The following is a 15,000-nucleotide window of genomic DNA, read 5'->3' as shown; positions in this document are numbered from 1 at the left end:
TTCAGGCAGGATCGAGTACGGCACTGGCGTGCCGTACGAAATTTCGTGGTTGGTCAGCCCTTCACGGCCCCGGCGACCAGGCCGGAGACCATGCGGCGTTGCACGAGAAGGAAGAAGACGACGACCGGAATCGTCATCAAGGTGGAGCCGGCCATGATCGCGCCCCAGTCGACGCCCTTCTGGCCGAAGAAGTACTGCAGGGCGACCGGCATCGTGTACCCCTCGGACCCCGACATCAGGTAGAGGGCGAAAACCAGGTCGTTCCACGCGGTGATGAACGAGAAGATGCTCGTGGCCACCAGACCGGGCGCGACCAGCGGGAAGAGCACCTTCCAGAAGGTCGTCATGCGCCCCGCGCCGTCGATCCAGGCCGCCTCCTCCAGCGACTTGGGCACCGCGGCGACGAATGTCCGCAACATCCACACGCCGAACGGCAGGGTCAGCGCGACCTGGGTGACGATCAGCCCGATGAGCTGGTCGCCGAGCCCCACCCGCTTGACCATCATGTACAGCGGGATGAGCAGGCCCTCCGACGGCAGCATCTGCACGATCAGCAGCACGACCAGGAAGGTGCTGCGGCCCTTGAACCGGAAGCGGGCGATGGCGGTGGCCGACAGCAGGGCGAAGGCCGAGCCGATGAGCACGGTGCCGAGCGCCACGATCGCGCTGTTGCGCATGTAGAGCCAGATGGAGTTGTTCGCGACGCCCTCGGTCAGCACCCGCGCGAAGTGGTCGAAGGTGAAGTGCGTGGGGAACGGGATGAACTCCGTGGTGAAGATCTGGTCGTTCTCCTTGAAACCGGTGGAGACCATCCAGTAGACGGGGAAGACGGCGTAGAGGAAGACCAGGACGCCGGCCGTGTTCAGGAGGATCTTGCCGAGCCTCTTGCGTGCGAGCGGGGTCACATCTCCTCCTGCTTCACGATCTGCCTGACGTACACGACGGTGATGACGAGCAGGATGATCGTCAGGACGACGGAGATCGCCGCGCCGGTGCCCAGCTTCTGCGGGGGCTTGAACGCCTCGGCGACGGCGTACATGGACAGGTTGAAGCCGTCGCGATTCGTGGGGCCGTTCATCAGCACGTAGAGCTGGCTGAACACCTTGAAGTCCCAGATGATCGACAGGACCGTCAGGACGGCGAAGACGGGCTTGAGCATCGGCAGGGTGATCTTCGTGAACGTGCGCCACGGCCCGGAGCCGTCCACCCTGGCCGCCTCGTACAACTCGGCGGGGATGCCCTTGAGCCCGGCCAGGACCGAGACCGCGATGAACGGGAACCCGGCCCACACCACGCACACGACCAGCGCGGTGTAGAGGGGAAGGGTGTCGTTGAGCCACGGCGTGCCCGTCCAGCTCGACTGGCCGGACGGCGGAGCGGCCAGCCAGTCGGGCAGCAGGTTCAGCGCCCAGTTGACGATGCCGGACTCGGCGTCGAAGAGGGAGCGCCAGATGACGCCCTGCGCCACGGGCGGCACGGCCCAGGCGAACATGCAGCCGATGACCACGAACAGCGACATCTTCCTGCCGAGCCGGTGCAGCAGCACGCCCACCGCGGTGCCGACGATCAGCGTGAGGCTGACGGCGACGAAGGCGAACGCCACGGTGTTGCGCAGGGCCGACCAGAAGATGTCGTTGCCGAGGATCTTCTCGAAGTTCCCCAGCCCGACCCACTCGGCGGGCCTGGTCCCCCTGACCTGGGCCAGGCCGACCTTCTGGAAGGCCATGACGCCCAGCTGGTACATCGGGTACAGCAGCAGTCCCGCGATGACCAGCAGGCCGGGGACGAGCAGGACGTAAGGGATGGCCCAGACCGGCATCCCGCTGGCCCGCACGCGCCCGGCGTCCTTGTTCGGCCGGCGCCCCGGGACGGGGGAGGAACCCCCGCCCCGGGCGACCGTTGTGGTGTCCGCCATCGTCACTGGTTCAGGATCTCTTCGAGTTCCTTGTTGGCGTCGGCGAGGGCCGTGGTGGTGTCCTTCTTGCCCTCGATGACGGCCCGGGCGGCGTTCTGCAGCACGGCCTTGGTCGCGTCGGCCTCGGACCAGTTGGGGTCCGCGGGGAAGGCCCTGGCCTTGGCGAACGCCTGGGCGAAGGCGCCCTGTGCCGGGTCCTCGTTCAGCGCGGCCAGGGTGTCCGGGTAGATCGGGAGCAGGCCGCCCTCCTTGGCGTAGCGGTCGGCCCAGGTCTTGCTGGTGGCGAGCTTGATGTACTCCTTGCCGAGGTCGGCCTCCTTGGTGCCGCCCCACAACGCAATGTCGTTGCCGCCGAAGAAGGACGGGGCCACGCCGCCGCTCTTGGCGGGCAGCGGGAAGAAGGCGAGCTTGTCGCCCTTCAGCTTGCCCTTGGAGTCCTCTTCGATGCCGGGCAGGTCCCAGCCCGCGGTGAGGTACATCGCGACCTTGTTGTTGGCGAAGCGCTTGCGGATGTCCGTGGTGTTGAGCGTCAGGTTCGCCTTGCTGGACAGTCCGCTGCTGACCAGGCCGGTGTAGGTCTCGAAGCCCTTGGCGAAGCCGGGCTCGGTCAGCTTGCCGACCCACTTGTCGCCTTCCTTGACGGCGTACTCGCCGCCCTCGGACCAGGCGAACGCGGCCAGCAGGTGGTTGGCGTCGGCGCCGCCGTTGAAGGCGAAGCCGTCCACTCCGGCGCCCTTCTCCTTCTGGACCTTCTTGGCGGCGGCGACGAGCTCGTCCCAGGTCTTCGGGACCTCGATCTTGAGATCCTCGAACCAGTCCTTGCGGTAGAGCACCGCGCGGGCGCCGGCGCCCCACGGCACGGCGTAGATCTCGCCGTCCACGGTCTCGTAGCCGTAGAGGTTCTCGGGGATCTGCGACCGGTCGCCCTCGCGGGCGATGTCGGTGATCGGGGTCAGCGCGTCCTGGCTCTGCCACATGGGCACCTGGTCGTTGCCGATCTCGGTGACGTCCGGGCCGGTGCCGGTGGCCGCGGCGGCGAACTTGTCGGCCACCTGCGGCCACGGGATCCACTCGAGCTTGACCTCAGCGCCGGTCTGCTTCTTGAACTCGGCGTTGAGCTCGTCCATGTACTTGGCCGCGGCCGGGTTGCTGTCACCGAGGCGCCACACGCTGAGGGTCTTGCCGGCGTACTTGGGGCCGCTGGCGGGGGCGGCCGCGCTGGGCGAGGACGAGGGCGCTTCGCTGGAGCCACAAGCGGCCAGGCCCAGGGCCAGGGCGGCCGTGGTGACCGTAGTGGCTGTGATCTTCGCGATCCTCACAGGGTTCTCCCTTCCCGGGTGCTGGCCTACGGTCCGCACCAGGCTGATCGTCAATGCCGAACGATGGTGCTAAACTAACAAGAAACTTTCTTAAAAGAAACGCCCGTTAGGGATTCGTGACGAGAGGGGTGCGTGAATGAGTCGAAGCCCGGGAGTCCCCAGGCTGCTGCGGCGGCTGAACGATCGCGCGGCACTCGAACTCCTCCTCGTGGACGGGCCGCTGACCCGGGCCGAACTGGGGGAACGAACCGGGCTCTCCAAGGTAACCGCAGGTCAGCTGCTTGCCCGCCTGGAGGAGAGAGGGCTCGTCGAGGTCGCCGGCGAGCGGGCCGCCAGCAGGGGTCCGCACGCCGCCTTGTACGCCGTGGTTCCCTCCAGCGCGTACGTCGCCGGCCTGGAGGTGCTGCCCGACAGCCTCCGGGTCGGTGTGGCGGACATCACAGGCAGAATCGTCGTCGAGATCACCCTCAACCCCTCCACCGGCGGCGACCCGGTCAAGGCCGTCCACGCGGCCGTGCGCCGCGCCTGCGAGGCGGCCGACATCGACCTGTCGCGCCTGCGCTCGTTCGTCATCGGCACGCGAGGCGTGGTGGACCCCGGCAGCGGCGACGTGCGCTTCTCGTACGACCTGCCGGCCTGGCACGTCGGCGTGCTGGCCAGCCTCCGCGAGACCCTCGGCCCCTCCGTCACCATCGAGAACGACGTCAACCTGGTCGCGCTCGCCGAGCACAGCTACGGCGCCGCCGTCGGCCACGACGACTTCGTGGTCATCTGGGCGGGCGTCGGCCAGGGCCTCGGCGTCATGCTGGGCGGCAGGCTGCACCGAGGCATCAGCGGAGGCGCGGGCGAGATCGGCTGGCTTCCGGTCCCGGGCGAGCCGCTGCCCACCAACGTCTCCGAGCCGCAGTCGGGCTCCTTCCAGCGCCTCGTGGGCCATATCGCGCTGCGCGGCCTGGCCCGCGAGCACGACGTCCAGGGCGTCACGGTGCCCGACCTGGTCCGCAACGGCGGTGAGGGCTATCTGGACGCCGTGGCGGCGCGGCTGGCCGTGGGCGCGGCGGCGGTGACGGTCGTGCTCGACCCCGGGCTGATCGTGCTCAGCGGCGACGTCGGCCGGGCGGGTGGCGAACGGCTGGCCGCCAAGGTGCAGGAGGCCGTGGCCCGCGTGTGCCCGAGCCGGCCCACCGTGGTCACGACCAAGGTGGCGGGCAACCCGGTGCTGCGAGGCGCGCTGGTGGCGGCGCTGGAGCAAGCCCGGGAGCAGGTTTTCTCCGACACTGTGTGAGAATTTCTGCCCATGTGGCAGTCCTCGAACGACGTCGTGCTCATCTCGGACCCCCGGGTGGCCGCGATCCCGGTGCGGGAATGCGGCGAGCCTCTGGCCGAGGTCCGCGGGCGGCTGCGGGTGGACCACCGGCTGGCCGATCCCGCCGGCGCATATGCCCACCTGCGCTCCGGGCTGCTCGAACGGCTGGAGAAGGCCGAACGGCTGCTGCCCGAGGGCTTTCACCTGCTGATCGTGGAGGGCTACCGCCCCGTCGCCACGCAGTCCCTCTATTTCACCCAATATCGCGATGAGTTGCTGGCCGCGAACCCGGACATGTCCTTCGACGAAGCGCATGTCGCGGCGAGCCGGTACGTATCGCCGGTGAGCGTGGCCCCGCACACCGCCGGGGCCGCCGTCGACCTGACCCTGTGCGACCCCGACGGCATCGAGTACGACATGGGCACCGAGGTCAACGACAATCCGGAGCAGAGCGAGGGCGCCTGCTACACGGCCGCCCCGAACATCTCCGCCGACGCCCGCGCCCACCGCAAGCTCCTCGCCGCCGCCCTGGAATCCACCGGCCTCGTCAACTACCCCACCGAGTGGTGGCACTGGTCGTACGGCGACCGCTACTGGGCCATGTCCACCGGCTCCCCCCACGCCCTGTACGGCCCCGTAGGGTTTCCCGCCTGACAACCCTTTGTTGCAAAGGTTTTCCACAAGCTGTGGCATGGGCACAACCTCTTGCGGAGCACTTGTGGACTCCCCCAGCGAGGTGCAGGCATGGTTCCGCTGATCGGGATCGAAGAGGAATACCTCGTCGTCGATCCCCGCACCCGCCACGTGGCTCCCCGAGCGGCCGATGTCCTGGCCGCCATGAAGGGCGTGGCCGACGTGGTGCACGAGATCACCAGATTCCAGGTGGAGGCCCGCACGCCGCCCTCCGCCGACCTGAGCGAGCTGGGCTCGCAGCTGCGCGCCGTGCGCAAGGAGGTGGCGAACGCGGCGCGCGCGTGCGGGCTGGCGGTCGCCGCGAGCGGCATCCCCGTGCTGGGGGACGTCGCCTCGCCGCCGCTCACCGACGTGCCCCGTTACCTGCAGGGCCGGGTGCTCTACCGCGCGCTGCAGGACGAGATCACCATCTGCGCGCTGCACGTGCACGTGGACGTGCCCGACCGGGAGCACGCCGTCTACGTCGGCAACCACGTACGGCTCTGGCTGCCGACGCTGATCGCGCTGTCCGCCAACTCGCCGTTCTTCGCCGGCCGCGACACCGGGTACGCGTCGTGGCGGGTGATCACCTGGGGGCGGTGGCCGGTCGCGGGCGCGCCTCCGTACTTCCCGTCGTACGACGACTACGAGCTGGCCGTGCGCGCCCTCGGAGAGTCGGGCGCGCTGCTCGACCCGAAGACGGTCTACTGGGACACCCGCCCGTCGCCCAGCCTGCCCACCGTCGAGATCAGGGCCGCCGACGTGCCGCTCGACGTGAGCGACAGCCTCACCCTGATCGGCCTCGTCCGGGCACTGGTGGTGACCGCGCTGGCCGCGGTCCGGCGAGGCGACCGCGGGCTGCCCGTGTCCTCCGAGGTGCTTCGCGCCGCCTACTGGCGCGCGGCCCGCGACGGGCTGCTGGGCGACTGCCTGGACGTGCGGGACGGCACGCTCGTGCCCGCGCCGGTGATGGCGGGCCGCCTTCTCGAGCACGTACGCCCTGCGCTGGCCGAGGCCGGTGACCTGGCCTTCGTCCAGGAGGGCCTGGACCGGCTGCTGCGCATGGGCTCGGGGGCGATGCGCCAGCGCAGGGTCCACGCCCGGGGCAACGACCTGGCCGAGGTGGTGGACGATCTCATCGAGGCCACGGTCGCCTGACGCACTCGAACCCCCCTGAACCGGGCGGACCGGCGCACATACCATGTTCACCAGGAGGGATAATCGAGAACATGCGCCTTTCCGCTCGTGTCGACTACGCCCTCCGAGCCGCCGCCGAACTCGCCGCCGCGGGGGCGGGCCCGACCACCGTGGGCGAGCTCGCCAAGGAACAGGACATGCCGCCCAAATACCTGGAGAACATCCTGCTCCAGATGCGCCGCGCCGGCCTGGTGCGCGGCCAGCGGGGGCCCGAGGGGGGTTACGTGCTGGCCAGGCCCGCGGCCGACATCTCACTCGCGGACGTGATCAGGGCCGTGGACGGCCCGCTGGCCAACGTGCGTGGCGAGCGGCCCGAGCACGTCGGCTACCGGGGGCCCGCGGAGTCGTTGCAGCAGGTGTGGATCGCGTTGCGGGCGACCGAGCGCGCCATCCTGGAGGAGGTCACGCTGGAGCAGGTCGCTTCCGGAGCCCTGCCCGAGCGTGTCCGCCAGCTCGCCGCCGACCCCGCCGCCTGGGACTGAGCCGAGCCCTCAGGACCGCCTCCTGCCCGCCGGTCAGGCTCACCTCCGCGTGAACCAGAGCACGACGCCGTTGATCTCGGCCGCAGGCCCTTCGGCGAGCGTGCGGACGGACCGCCCGCTCGTGTCCATCATGACCACCTTGATGTCCTTGCCGTCGGGCACCGTGACCATGAGGTGCTTGTCGTCGAACCAGCCGCGGAAGCGAGCCCCCTTGGGCAGCCGCACGTCACCTGCCGTGCCGCCGGTTGCTTCATTCCAGAAGCATACATATCCCGATCTATTAGGACAGATCGTGGTGATCACTGTCCCCAGCGACGTCTGCACCGCGCCCCCGGGCAGCAGCTCCCCCAAGCCGCGGAGGGTTCTCACGAGCCGGCCCTTGAGATCGAGCACCCGGATCACGTCGTTCGCCGCAGCGTGCAGGACGGTGTCGCCGGTGCCCCACTCGTACGTACCGTTCCCGGCGTCCTCTGTCTTGCCTACCGTGAAGGACCTGGTGGCCGGGTCCAGGATCATGAACCCCACGGCCGGGATCGGCTTGCGGCTCATGTCGGAGACGGTGAGAAGAAGCCGCCGCCCGTCCCGTGACCAGGTCGGCAAAAACAATGTGTCCGGCCTGTCGACCGTCCTGATCTCCCCGTCCCGCCCGGTGACACGATCGCGGAGCACGATGGTCTCGTAGTCCGTGCGGGTGAACCTGGTGCCCGGCAGCGAAGCCACATAGCCACCGCCCGGCGAGACGATCGGCTCCTGCAGGCCGCCGAAGAACGCGAACGCCCCTGTGGCGGGGTCGCGTACGTACGATGAGCCGTCTGCGGCCTTGCGCTTGTCGTGGTAGGAGGAGACCCAGACGGGGTCGGCCGGGTTTTCGTACAGTGTGATCTTCGTGTTGGGAATCTCCAGCTCCGACGTCGAGGTGAGTGCCATCGGCCCCTGCCGGGGAACCGGCGGCATCGGCGCCGGGGTCGGGGTCGGGGTGAGCGAGGGGGCGGCGGTGGGCCTGGCGACCAGGACGGCCACGGTGACCGCCGCGGCCGTCACCAGCGCACCGGCCCAGAGCAGCCACCGTCGCCGCCCCGCGGGCCCAGAAGGCTCCTGCGGCGACGGACCCGGTGCCGTCGGTCCTTGACCGGGCTCCGCCTGCACGGGCAGTCCCCGGCCCGGCGGCGCCGCGGACTGCTGCCCCTCGGCCAGCAGTCGCTGCTCCGGCACTGGATGCCCGAGCAGCGTGAGGAGCGCCTCCGTGGCCGCCGGCCGCGCCGCCGGGTCCTTGGCCAGGCACCGCACCACCAGATCCCGCAGCTCGCCGTCGAGATCGCCGATGCGCGGCTCGCCGTGCATGATCCGGTTGATCAGAGCAGGCAGGTCGCCGGTCCCGAACGGCGGACTGCCCGTCGCCGCGCACACCATGGTCGAGGCCCACGCGAACAGGTCGGCCGCCGGACCGGCCTGCTGTCCGGCGAACTGCTCAGGCGCCATGTACGGCGGCGTCCCGACGAGGAACTCCCCGGCCAGCTCGGACTGCTCCAGCGCCCGCGAGATCCCGAAGTCGATCACCCGCGGCCCGTCCCTGCTGAGCAGCACGTTGCCGGGCTTGAAGTCCCGGTGCACCACGCCCGCCCGGTGAATGGCCGCCAGCGCGGTCAGCGTCCCGATCGCGAGTCTGCGCAGCTCCGGCCCGCGCAGCCCGCCCCGCTCCCGGATCACCTCCGCCAGCGAGGGCCCGTCGACGAACTCGCTCACCACGTACGGGGTCCCGCCGAGCTCCCCGCTGGCCAGCACCTGCGCCGTGCAGAACGCCTTGACCCGCCGCGCGAACTCGATCTCCTGCCGGAACCGCACCCGCGCCTCGGGATCATCCAGCCCCGCGCCGAGTATCTTGATCGCGACCTGCCGACCGCCCGGCGCCTCCCCGAGGTAGACCACCCCTTGTCCGCCCTCGCCGAGCCGTCCCAGGACGCGGTGCCCGTTCACCTGGGGCGGGTCGCCCGCCAGCAGCGGCCTCATCATCGCGGCGCCGCGGCGAACTGGAACTGGCCTTTGAGCGGGGTGACGTCCGCGAGCACCCGCTCGGTCACACCGACGAAGTCGATGATGTTGATGTGCTCGGTGCCCTTCTTCTTCCCCGGCTCGCGCACGAGGAGATGGTTCTCGTTGAACCAGCCGAGCAGGTGGCTCTCATCCGTCGGGCGGGGCACCGTCGCGCGCCTGGCCCCCGTCCGGGTGTCCCAGACGCAGAACTCCTTCGTGCTCTTCGGGCAGACGGTGACAAACTGCTTCCCCGACGGCGAGAACCAGTCACCGCTACGAGGCATCCCCACCCAGTGCATGCTCTTGATCACCTGACCGGAGGTGTTGTAGTAGTCGATCCCTCTGCGCTGACCGCCGAAGAACCCCCTGGCGATCGTGCCGTCGGGCGTGAAGGTGAAGATGAGACTGGCGTCGTCCTGGTACTCGGTCCTCACGTGCGTGGCCTTTCTGGTCTGCACGTCGATGAGCACGAAGTCCCCGGTCGTGTAGGGCTTCTTCGTCATGTCGACGGCGGACAGGAGCAGCTTGGTGCCGTCTCTCGACCAGATCGGATTCATGGTGCGCAGCGGCTTCTTGACCGTGGTGACGGTGAAGCTCTCGCCGGTGGAGAGCCTGGTGAGCTTGACGAAGTCCATGTCGGAGCTCTGGAACTTGATCCACGGGTTGAGCACCACCCAGTCGCCGCCGGGCGAGACCACGGGCTCCTCGGTCGTGCTCACGGCCTTGAAGGCGCCGGCCCGGTCGCGTACGTAGCCGGTGTATTTGCCGGTTACCTCCAGGTACGCCGACAGCCGCACGTGGTCGTCCGGGTGCTCGTAGAAGGTGGCGCCGATCGACGGCAGCGGGAGCGTGCTCGCCGCCTTCGGCGCCACCTTCTCCTTCGGTGCGACGGTCGTCGAAGGGGTGATCGTGAGTGGCGTGCTGAGGGCCGGCGTGGGGGTGGTGGCGGCCGCCGCGGTCCTGGGCGGCGTGCGGGCGTCGAGCACGGCGTAGACGCCCGCGCCCGAGACGAGCGCCCCCACGGCGAACGCGGCTGCCAGCGACACCAGGTTCGGCCCTCTGGGCGGCGGGGTCGCCCGCGGCACCGCCTCGGGCGCGACCCGTCCAGTCAGGAACGCCGTCTGCCCGACCAGCCGCAGCAGCACCTCGCTCGCGGCCGGCCGTGCGTCCGGGTCCTTGGCCAGGCACGCGGTGAGCAGGTCGTGCAACTCTCCCAGGTCCGGCAGGGTCGGCTCGCCCTTGACGATGCGGTCCACGGTGGCGCCCATCGAGCCGGCCTCGAACGGGGAGGCCCCGCTCACGGCGAACACCATGGTCGCCGCCCAGGAGAACACGTCCGCGGGCGGCTCCGCCGGGGCGCCGCGCAGGCGTTCGGGCGCGGTGAAAGCGGGGACGGCGACCTTGCGGGTGGAGATCGCGGCACCCGCCAGGGCCTGCTCCAGGCCGAGGTCGAGGACCCGGGGCCCATCGGGGCCGAGCACCACGTTGCCGGGCCGGATGTCCCCGTGGACGAATCCCGCCTGGTGGATCGCGACCAGCGCGGTGATCGTGCCGGCCGCCAGCCGGTAGAGGCCCACGCCGCCCAGCGTCCCCCCGGTCTCTTTCAACGTGGGGCCCTCGACGTATTCGGTGATGACGTACGCCTGCCCGTCCAGCACTCCCGTCGCCAGGATCTGCGCGGTGCTCACCGCGGAAAGCCCCCGCAGCGGCTCCATCGCCTCCAGGAACGGCTCCGGCTCCAGTTCCACGGGGAGCAGCCGGACCACGACCGGCTCGTTGGACGGCGACCGCCCGAGGAACACACCGGCGCCCAGCCGCCCTGTCAACCGGTGGTCCGCGACCTCGACCGGGTCACCCGCGCGTAAATCCGTGATCTCCGACATGTGCCGTCAGCCTCCGCCAGTCCCACTCCCGATCATCATTATCGTCATCCCCACCGTCAGAATGCATCGCTTTGTCCGCCGCCGGAACGCCCTCTTTCGCGACGCGTCCCCGGAGTCACCGGCATTCCGCCAACGCCGCCGCCAGTCACAGCTCGCGCGCGCAACGCGGCCTCGCGCCTGGTGCGGGAAAGGTCACGCGCCGAACGGCAGGGCCGCAGGCCTTCCTAGACTGGAGGGATGCCTGAGGGGGATGCCGTCTACCGCACGGCCACGCGACTGCGGTCCGCGCTGGACGGTCACGTGCTGACCAGATCGGACTTCCGCGTCCCCAGGTACGCCACCGCTGACCTGACCGGTCGCGCGGTCCTCACCACGCTCTCCCGGGGCAAGCACCTGCTCACGCGCGTCGAGGGCGACCTGACCGTCCACACCCACCTGCGGATGGACGGCAGCTGGCGGATCATGGCGCCGACCGCCCGCACCCCACCCGGCGATCAGGTGAGGCTGATCCTGGCCAACCAGCAGTGGACGGCTATGGGGGTCAAGCTGGGAATGGTGGATCTCGTCCGGACGGGCGAGGAGGCACGGCTGGTCGGCCATCTGGGGCCGGATCTGCTGGGGCCGGACTGGGACCCGGACGAGGCCGTGCGCAGGCTGCGAGGGGCGCCCGGCAGGACCATCGGGGAAGCGCTGCTCGATCAGCGCAACCTGGCGGGGATCGGCACGATCTATCGCGCCGAGACCCTGTTCCTGCGGGGGATCTGGCCGTGGAAGAAGGTCGGGGAGATCGAGGATCTCAACGGGCTCGTGTCATTGGCGCAGCGGCTCCTGGGAGCCAACAAAGCACATGCGGGCACGGTGACCACAGGTGATCGCCGCCCGGCGAACCAGACGTGGATCTACGGCAGGGCGGGGAGGCCCTGTCGCCGTTGCGGCACCCGCATCAGCCGTGGGGAGATGGGGGCGCGGCCACAGGAACGGCTGATCCTGTGGTGTCCCGGCTGCCAGCCGCGTTAGGCAGCCACCATGTCCTTGACTTCAGGGAACACGGAGTCGGAGATCGACCCGGGAACCGTCTCGGCAAGGGGCAGGCGCTCGTGCTCCGGAACATCGGCAAGCACAGGAGCAGCCTGGAGCTCCGCCAGCGCGAACTGGTCGGACACCTCACGCAACACCTGCGAAAGCGGCACTCCGAGCGCGCCGCAAATCGACGCGAGCAACTCGGACGAGGCCTCCTTCTGGCCACGCTCCACCTCGGAAAGGTAACCGAGGGAAACCCGGGCAAGCGTGGACACCTCACGAAGTGTGCGTCCCTGCCGCACCCGCAACCGCCTCAGCACATCCCCGAGCAGCTGACGCAGCAGAATCATCTGTCGCTCCCTCCCCGGCGCGGTTGTCTTCACCACGCCCCGCGCGATCGGTTCGTGCCGCACTTTGGTCTTCTTACCTTCGTACATACTCCTCGCCGTCATCACTGGGCGTCCCCGCCCCTGGACCGCCGCTCGTGCCTCATTGCGCGACTTATCAGGCCCGCCTGCCGGGCGCTCGGTGCTTGCAGTTGGCTCACGGACCTCACTCACAGCTCCACCGTACCCGTATCCACCGACACCGCGTCAGACCGTGCAAGGCATGTTCGCTCGGGACGTAACACGGTAATCACCGGGAATGTTCCCCTATGTTCGCCTTCAGCACACCTGCCAGGAGATCAACGGCCTCGTCCACCGTCTCTACCCTGATACGTTCACGCGACCCATCTAGGGTCAATTCCCGCGCCCAAATCTTCCCATCCGGCCCGGAAACGGCAATATGGACAGTGCCCACGGGCTTGCCGTCCTGCGGCTCCGGCCCGGCCACTCCGGTCGCGGCCAGGCCGTACGTGGCCCCGCACAGCCGCGCGACCCCCGTCGCCATGGCCGCGGCCACCTCCGGGTGCACGGCCCCCTCCCGCCGCAGCAACTCCCCCGGCACGCCCAGCAGCTCCCGCTTGACATCGGTGGCGTACGAGATCACCCCGCCCCGGAACGCCTTGGAGGACCCGGAGACCGACGTGAACGCCGCACCGATGAGCCCTCCGGTCAGCGACTCGGCCACCGCCACCGTGGCGGACCCCCGCACCAGCATGGACAGAACCTCGGCCACATCCGCCATCGATCACTCCCCACGCGCCTGCTCGGCTACCTTACGCAGCCTCAGCGCCCGGATCACGTAGTCGACGCCCGTGCCGACGGTGATGATCAGCGCGGCCCCCATCGCCACCCACCGCACCACGTCGGGCACGAAGGGCAGGAGGTAGAGGACGATCGCGACGATCTGCAGCACGGTCTTGACCTTGCCGCCGTAGCTGGCCGGGATGACCGCGTGCCGCAGCAGCACGAACCGCAGCGCCGTGATGCCCACCTCCCGGCCGAGGATCAGCACCGTGACCCACCACGGCAGCTCGCCCAGGATCGACAGGCACACCAGCGCCGCGCCGGTGAGCGCCTTGTCCGCGATCGGGTCCGCGATCTTGCCGAAATCGGTGATCAGGCCGTACCGCCTGGCCAGCTCGCCGTCGAGGTGGTCGGTGATCGAGGCCACCGCGAACACCGCCAGCGCGGTCACGCGCCACCCGGTGCCCGGCAGGAGGAGGCAGACGACGAAGAAAGGGACGAGCGCCAACCGGAGGACCGTGAGGATGTTGGCGATGTTCCACAGGCTCACCACCCGGCGCTCGTCCTTCTTCATGGACCGGCCTTGATACGCGCGATCAGATCGACCCCTTCGGCGTCGACCGCGACCGCGCGCACGATCTGCCCTCTGACCAGGCCGATGCCCTGCACCGTGACCGAGCCGTCGACCTCGGGCCCCTGGTGGGCGGCCCGGCCCTCGTAGCCGCCGTCGCCCAGGTCGTCGTCGATCAGCACGTCGACCTCGGTGCCGATGCGCTCCTCCGCCCGCTGGGCGGTCAGCTCCTCCGCCAGCGCGGTGAGTGTGCGCACGCGCTCGTCGACGACGTCCTGGCCGAGCTTGCCCGGCAGGCCGGCCGCCTCGGTGCCGTCCTCGTCGGAGTAGCCGAACACACCGATGACGTCGAGCCTGGCCGCCTCCAGGAAGCCCACCAGCTCGCCGAACTCCTCCTCGGTCTCGCCCGGGAAGCCCACGATGAAGTTGGAGCGCACGCCCGCCTCCGGGGCGCGCTCGCGCACGGTCTCCAGCAGCCCCAGGAAGCGCTCGGGGTCGCCGAAGCGGCGCATCCTGCGCAGCACGGTGTTGCTGGCGTGCTGGAAGGACAGGTCGAAGTAGGGGGCCACGCCCTCGGTGCCGGTGATGACGTCGATCAGCCCAGGACGCAGCTCGGCCGGCTGCAGGTAGCTGACCCGCACCCGCTCGATGCCGTCCACCGCGGCGAGCTGCGGCAGCAGCTTCTCCAGGGCCCGCAGGTCGCCCAGGTCCTTGCCGTACGACGTGGAGTTCTCGCTGACGAGGACCAGCTCGCGCACGCCCCGGTGCGCCAGCCAGTCGGCCTCGGCCAGCAGCTCGTCCGGCGTGCGCGAGACGTAGGAGCCGCGGAAGGCCGGGATCGCGCAGAACGAGCAGCGCCGGTCACAGCCCGAGGCCAGCTTGAGCGAGGCCACGGGGCTCTCGTCGAGCCGCTTGCGCAGCACGCGCGGCCCGCTGACGGGCGCCACCCCGTCCGGCAGGTCGCCGTGGCCCGGGATGTGCGTTTTGGGGGCGCTGGCACGGTCCACCGGCGAGATGGGTAGCAACGTGCGGCGGTCGCGTGGCGTGTGGGGCTTGAGCGGGCGGTCGGCGAGCACGTCGTCGAGGCGCTCACCGATCTCGGCGTAGTCGTCGAAGGAGATGACGGCGCTGGCCTCCGGCAGGGCCTCGGCCAGTTCGTTGCCGTAGCGCTCGGCCATGCAGCCCGCGGCGACCACTTTCACACCGGAGTCGGCGGCGGCCAGGAGCGTGTCGATGGAGTCCTTCTTGGCCGAGTCGATGAAGCCACACGTGTTGACGACGACGACATCGGGGTCGTCGTCACCCAGCTGCCAACCGGCAGCCTCGAGTCGCGCGGCCAGCTCCTCGGAGTCGACCTCGTTGCGCGCGCAGCCCAAAGTGATCAGCGATGCGGTTCGGCGGGATGACATGGTGAACACTACGGTATCGGGAGTTGGCCACCACCTGATGCACGGACCCCGCGCGCATGATGCCT

The 15,000-nt window shown here is 69.8% G+C and carries 14 protein-coding genes; 5 read left to right on the top strand and 9 right to left on the bottom strand.

Features of this window, described 5'->3' with window-relative positions; translation table 11 throughout:
- Positions 1-53: 53 nt before the first annotated feature.
- Genes ACIBX3_RS48525 through ACIBX3_RS48515 form a run of 3 tightly spaced genes read right to left on the bottom strand, consistent with a single transcriptional unit; the run spans position 54 to position 3,234 of the window.
- Positions 54-905, bottom strand: coding sequence for a carbohydrate ABC transporter permease (locus tag ACIBX3_RS48525; RefSeq protein ID WP_138715082.1), 852 nt, complete (start codon positions 903-905; stop codon positions 54-56).
- On the bottom strand, positions 902-1,915 hold the full coding sequence (locus ACIBX3_RS48520) for a carbohydrate ABC transporter permease (protein WP_397127500.1): 1,014 nt from the start codon (positions 1,913-1,915) through the stop codon (positions 902-904). The genes ACIBX3_RS48525 and ACIBX3_RS48520 overlap by 4 nt, the downstream gene beginning before the upstream one ends.
- Before the next feature lie 2 nt (positions 1,916-1,917).
- Complete coding sequence (locus tag ACIBX3_RS48515; protein ID WP_397127499.1) at positions 1,918-3,234, bottom strand: extracellular solute-binding protein; 1,317 nt, start codon at positions 3,232-3,234, stop codon at positions 1,918-1,920.
- Between the two features lie 136 nt (positions 3,235-3,370).
- Between ACIBX3_RS48515 and ACIBX3_RS48510 the strand changes: the two genes are divergently transcribed.
- From ACIBX3_RS48510 to ACIBX3_RS48495, 4 genes are all read left to right on the top strand, one after another.
- Positions 3,371-4,519, top strand: a complete 1,149-nt coding sequence (locus tag ACIBX3_RS48510) for an ROK family protein (protein WP_397127498.1) — start codon at positions 3,371-3,373, stop codon at positions 4,517-4,519.
- A 12-nt stretch (positions 4,520-4,531) separates the two neighbouring features.
- Positions 4,532-5,194 (top strand): M15 family metallopeptidase, encoded by a 663-nt coding sequence (locus tag ACIBX3_RS48505; RefSeq protein ID WP_397127497.1) that lies wholly within the window; start codon positions 4,532-4,534, stop codon positions 5,192-5,194.
- A 90-nt stretch (positions 5,195-5,284) separates the two neighbouring features.
- Positions 5,285-6,370, top strand: a complete 1,086-nt coding sequence (locus ACIBX3_RS48500; protein ID WP_397127496.1) for a glutamate--cysteine ligase — start codon at positions 5,285-5,287, stop codon at positions 6,368-6,370.
- A gap of 71 nt (positions 6,371-6,441) precedes the next feature.
- Positions 6,442-6,891, top strand: a complete 450-nt coding sequence (locus ACIBX3_RS48495) for an RrF2 family transcriptional regulator (protein WP_387565158.1) — start codon at positions 6,442-6,444, stop codon at positions 6,889-6,891.
- Positions 6,892-6,930: 39 nt separating this feature from the next.
- Here ACIBX3_RS48495 and ACIBX3_RS48490 read toward each other — a convergent pair whose 3' ends face one another.
- Together ACIBX3_RS48490 and ACIBX3_RS48485 are read right to left on the bottom strand one after the other, a co-directional pair.
- Positions 6,931-8,901, bottom strand: a complete 1,971-nt coding sequence (locus ACIBX3_RS48490; protein ID WP_397127495.1) for a serine/threonine protein kinase — start codon at positions 8,899-8,901, stop codon at positions 6,931-6,933.
- On the bottom strand, positions 8,898-10,805 hold the full coding sequence (locus ACIBX3_RS48485) for a protein kinase (RefSeq protein ID WP_397127494.1): 1,908 nt from the start codon (positions 10,803-10,805) through the stop codon (positions 8,898-8,900). Before ACIBX3_RS48485 ends, ACIBX3_RS48490 begins: the two co-directional genes overlap by 4 nt.
- 237 nt (positions 10,806-11,042) lie before the next feature.
- Between ACIBX3_RS48485 and ACIBX3_RS48480 the strand changes: the two genes are divergently transcribed.
- Positions 11,043-11,822: an Fpg/Nei family DNA glycosylase gene (locus ACIBX3_RS48480; RefSeq protein WP_397127493.1), complete on the top strand. Its 780-nt coding sequence runs from the start codon at positions 11,043-11,045 to the stop codon at positions 11,820-11,822.
- On the opposite strand, the gene ACIBX3_RS48475 is transcribed toward ACIBX3_RS48480, so the two are convergent.
- The 4 genes from ACIBX3_RS48475 to rimO all read right to left on the bottom strand — a co-directional run bounded on the left by ACIBX3_RS48475 (position 11,819) and on the right by rimO (position 14,935).
- Entirely contained in the window at positions 11,819-12,175 is a 357-nt protein-coding gene (locus ACIBX3_RS48475) for a helix-turn-helix domain-containing protein (protein WP_091084154.1), read from the bottom strand. The two genes, ACIBX3_RS48480 and ACIBX3_RS48475, sit on opposite strands and share 4 nt — an antisense overlap.
- A gap of 286 nt (positions 12,176-12,461) precedes the next feature.
- Positions 12,462-12,953 (bottom strand): CinA family protein, encoded by a 492-nt coding sequence (locus ACIBX3_RS48470; RefSeq protein ID WP_397127492.1) that lies wholly within the window; start codon positions 12,951-12,953, stop codon positions 12,462-12,464.
- 3 nt (positions 12,954-12,956) lie between these two features.
- Positions 12,957-13,529: a CDP-diacylglycerol--glycerol-3-phosphate 3-phosphatidyltransferase gene (gene pgsA / locus ACIBX3_RS48465; RefSeq protein WP_397127491.1), complete on the bottom strand. Its 573-nt coding sequence runs from the start codon at positions 13,527-13,529 to the stop codon at positions 12,957-12,959.
- The gene (gene rimO, locus ACIBX3_RS48460; RefSeq protein WP_397127490.1) at positions 13,526-14,935 is read right to left on the bottom strand and encodes a 30S ribosomal protein S12 methylthiotransferase RimO; all 1,410 of its coding nucleotides are present in this window, start codon (positions 14,933-14,935) and stop codon (positions 13,526-13,528) included. Before rimO ends, pgsA begins: the two co-directional genes overlap by 4 nt.
- Positions 14,936-15,000: the final 65 nt, after the last annotated feature.

The sequence above is a fragment of the Nonomuraea sp. NPDC049480 genome, assembly GCF_044465905.1.
In the GTDB taxonomy this organism is placed as follows: domain Bacteria; phylum Actinomycetota; class Actinomycetes; order Streptosporangiales; family Streptosporangiaceae; genus Nonomuraea.
This window is presented reverse-complemented; position numbering and strand designations above follow the sequence as displayed.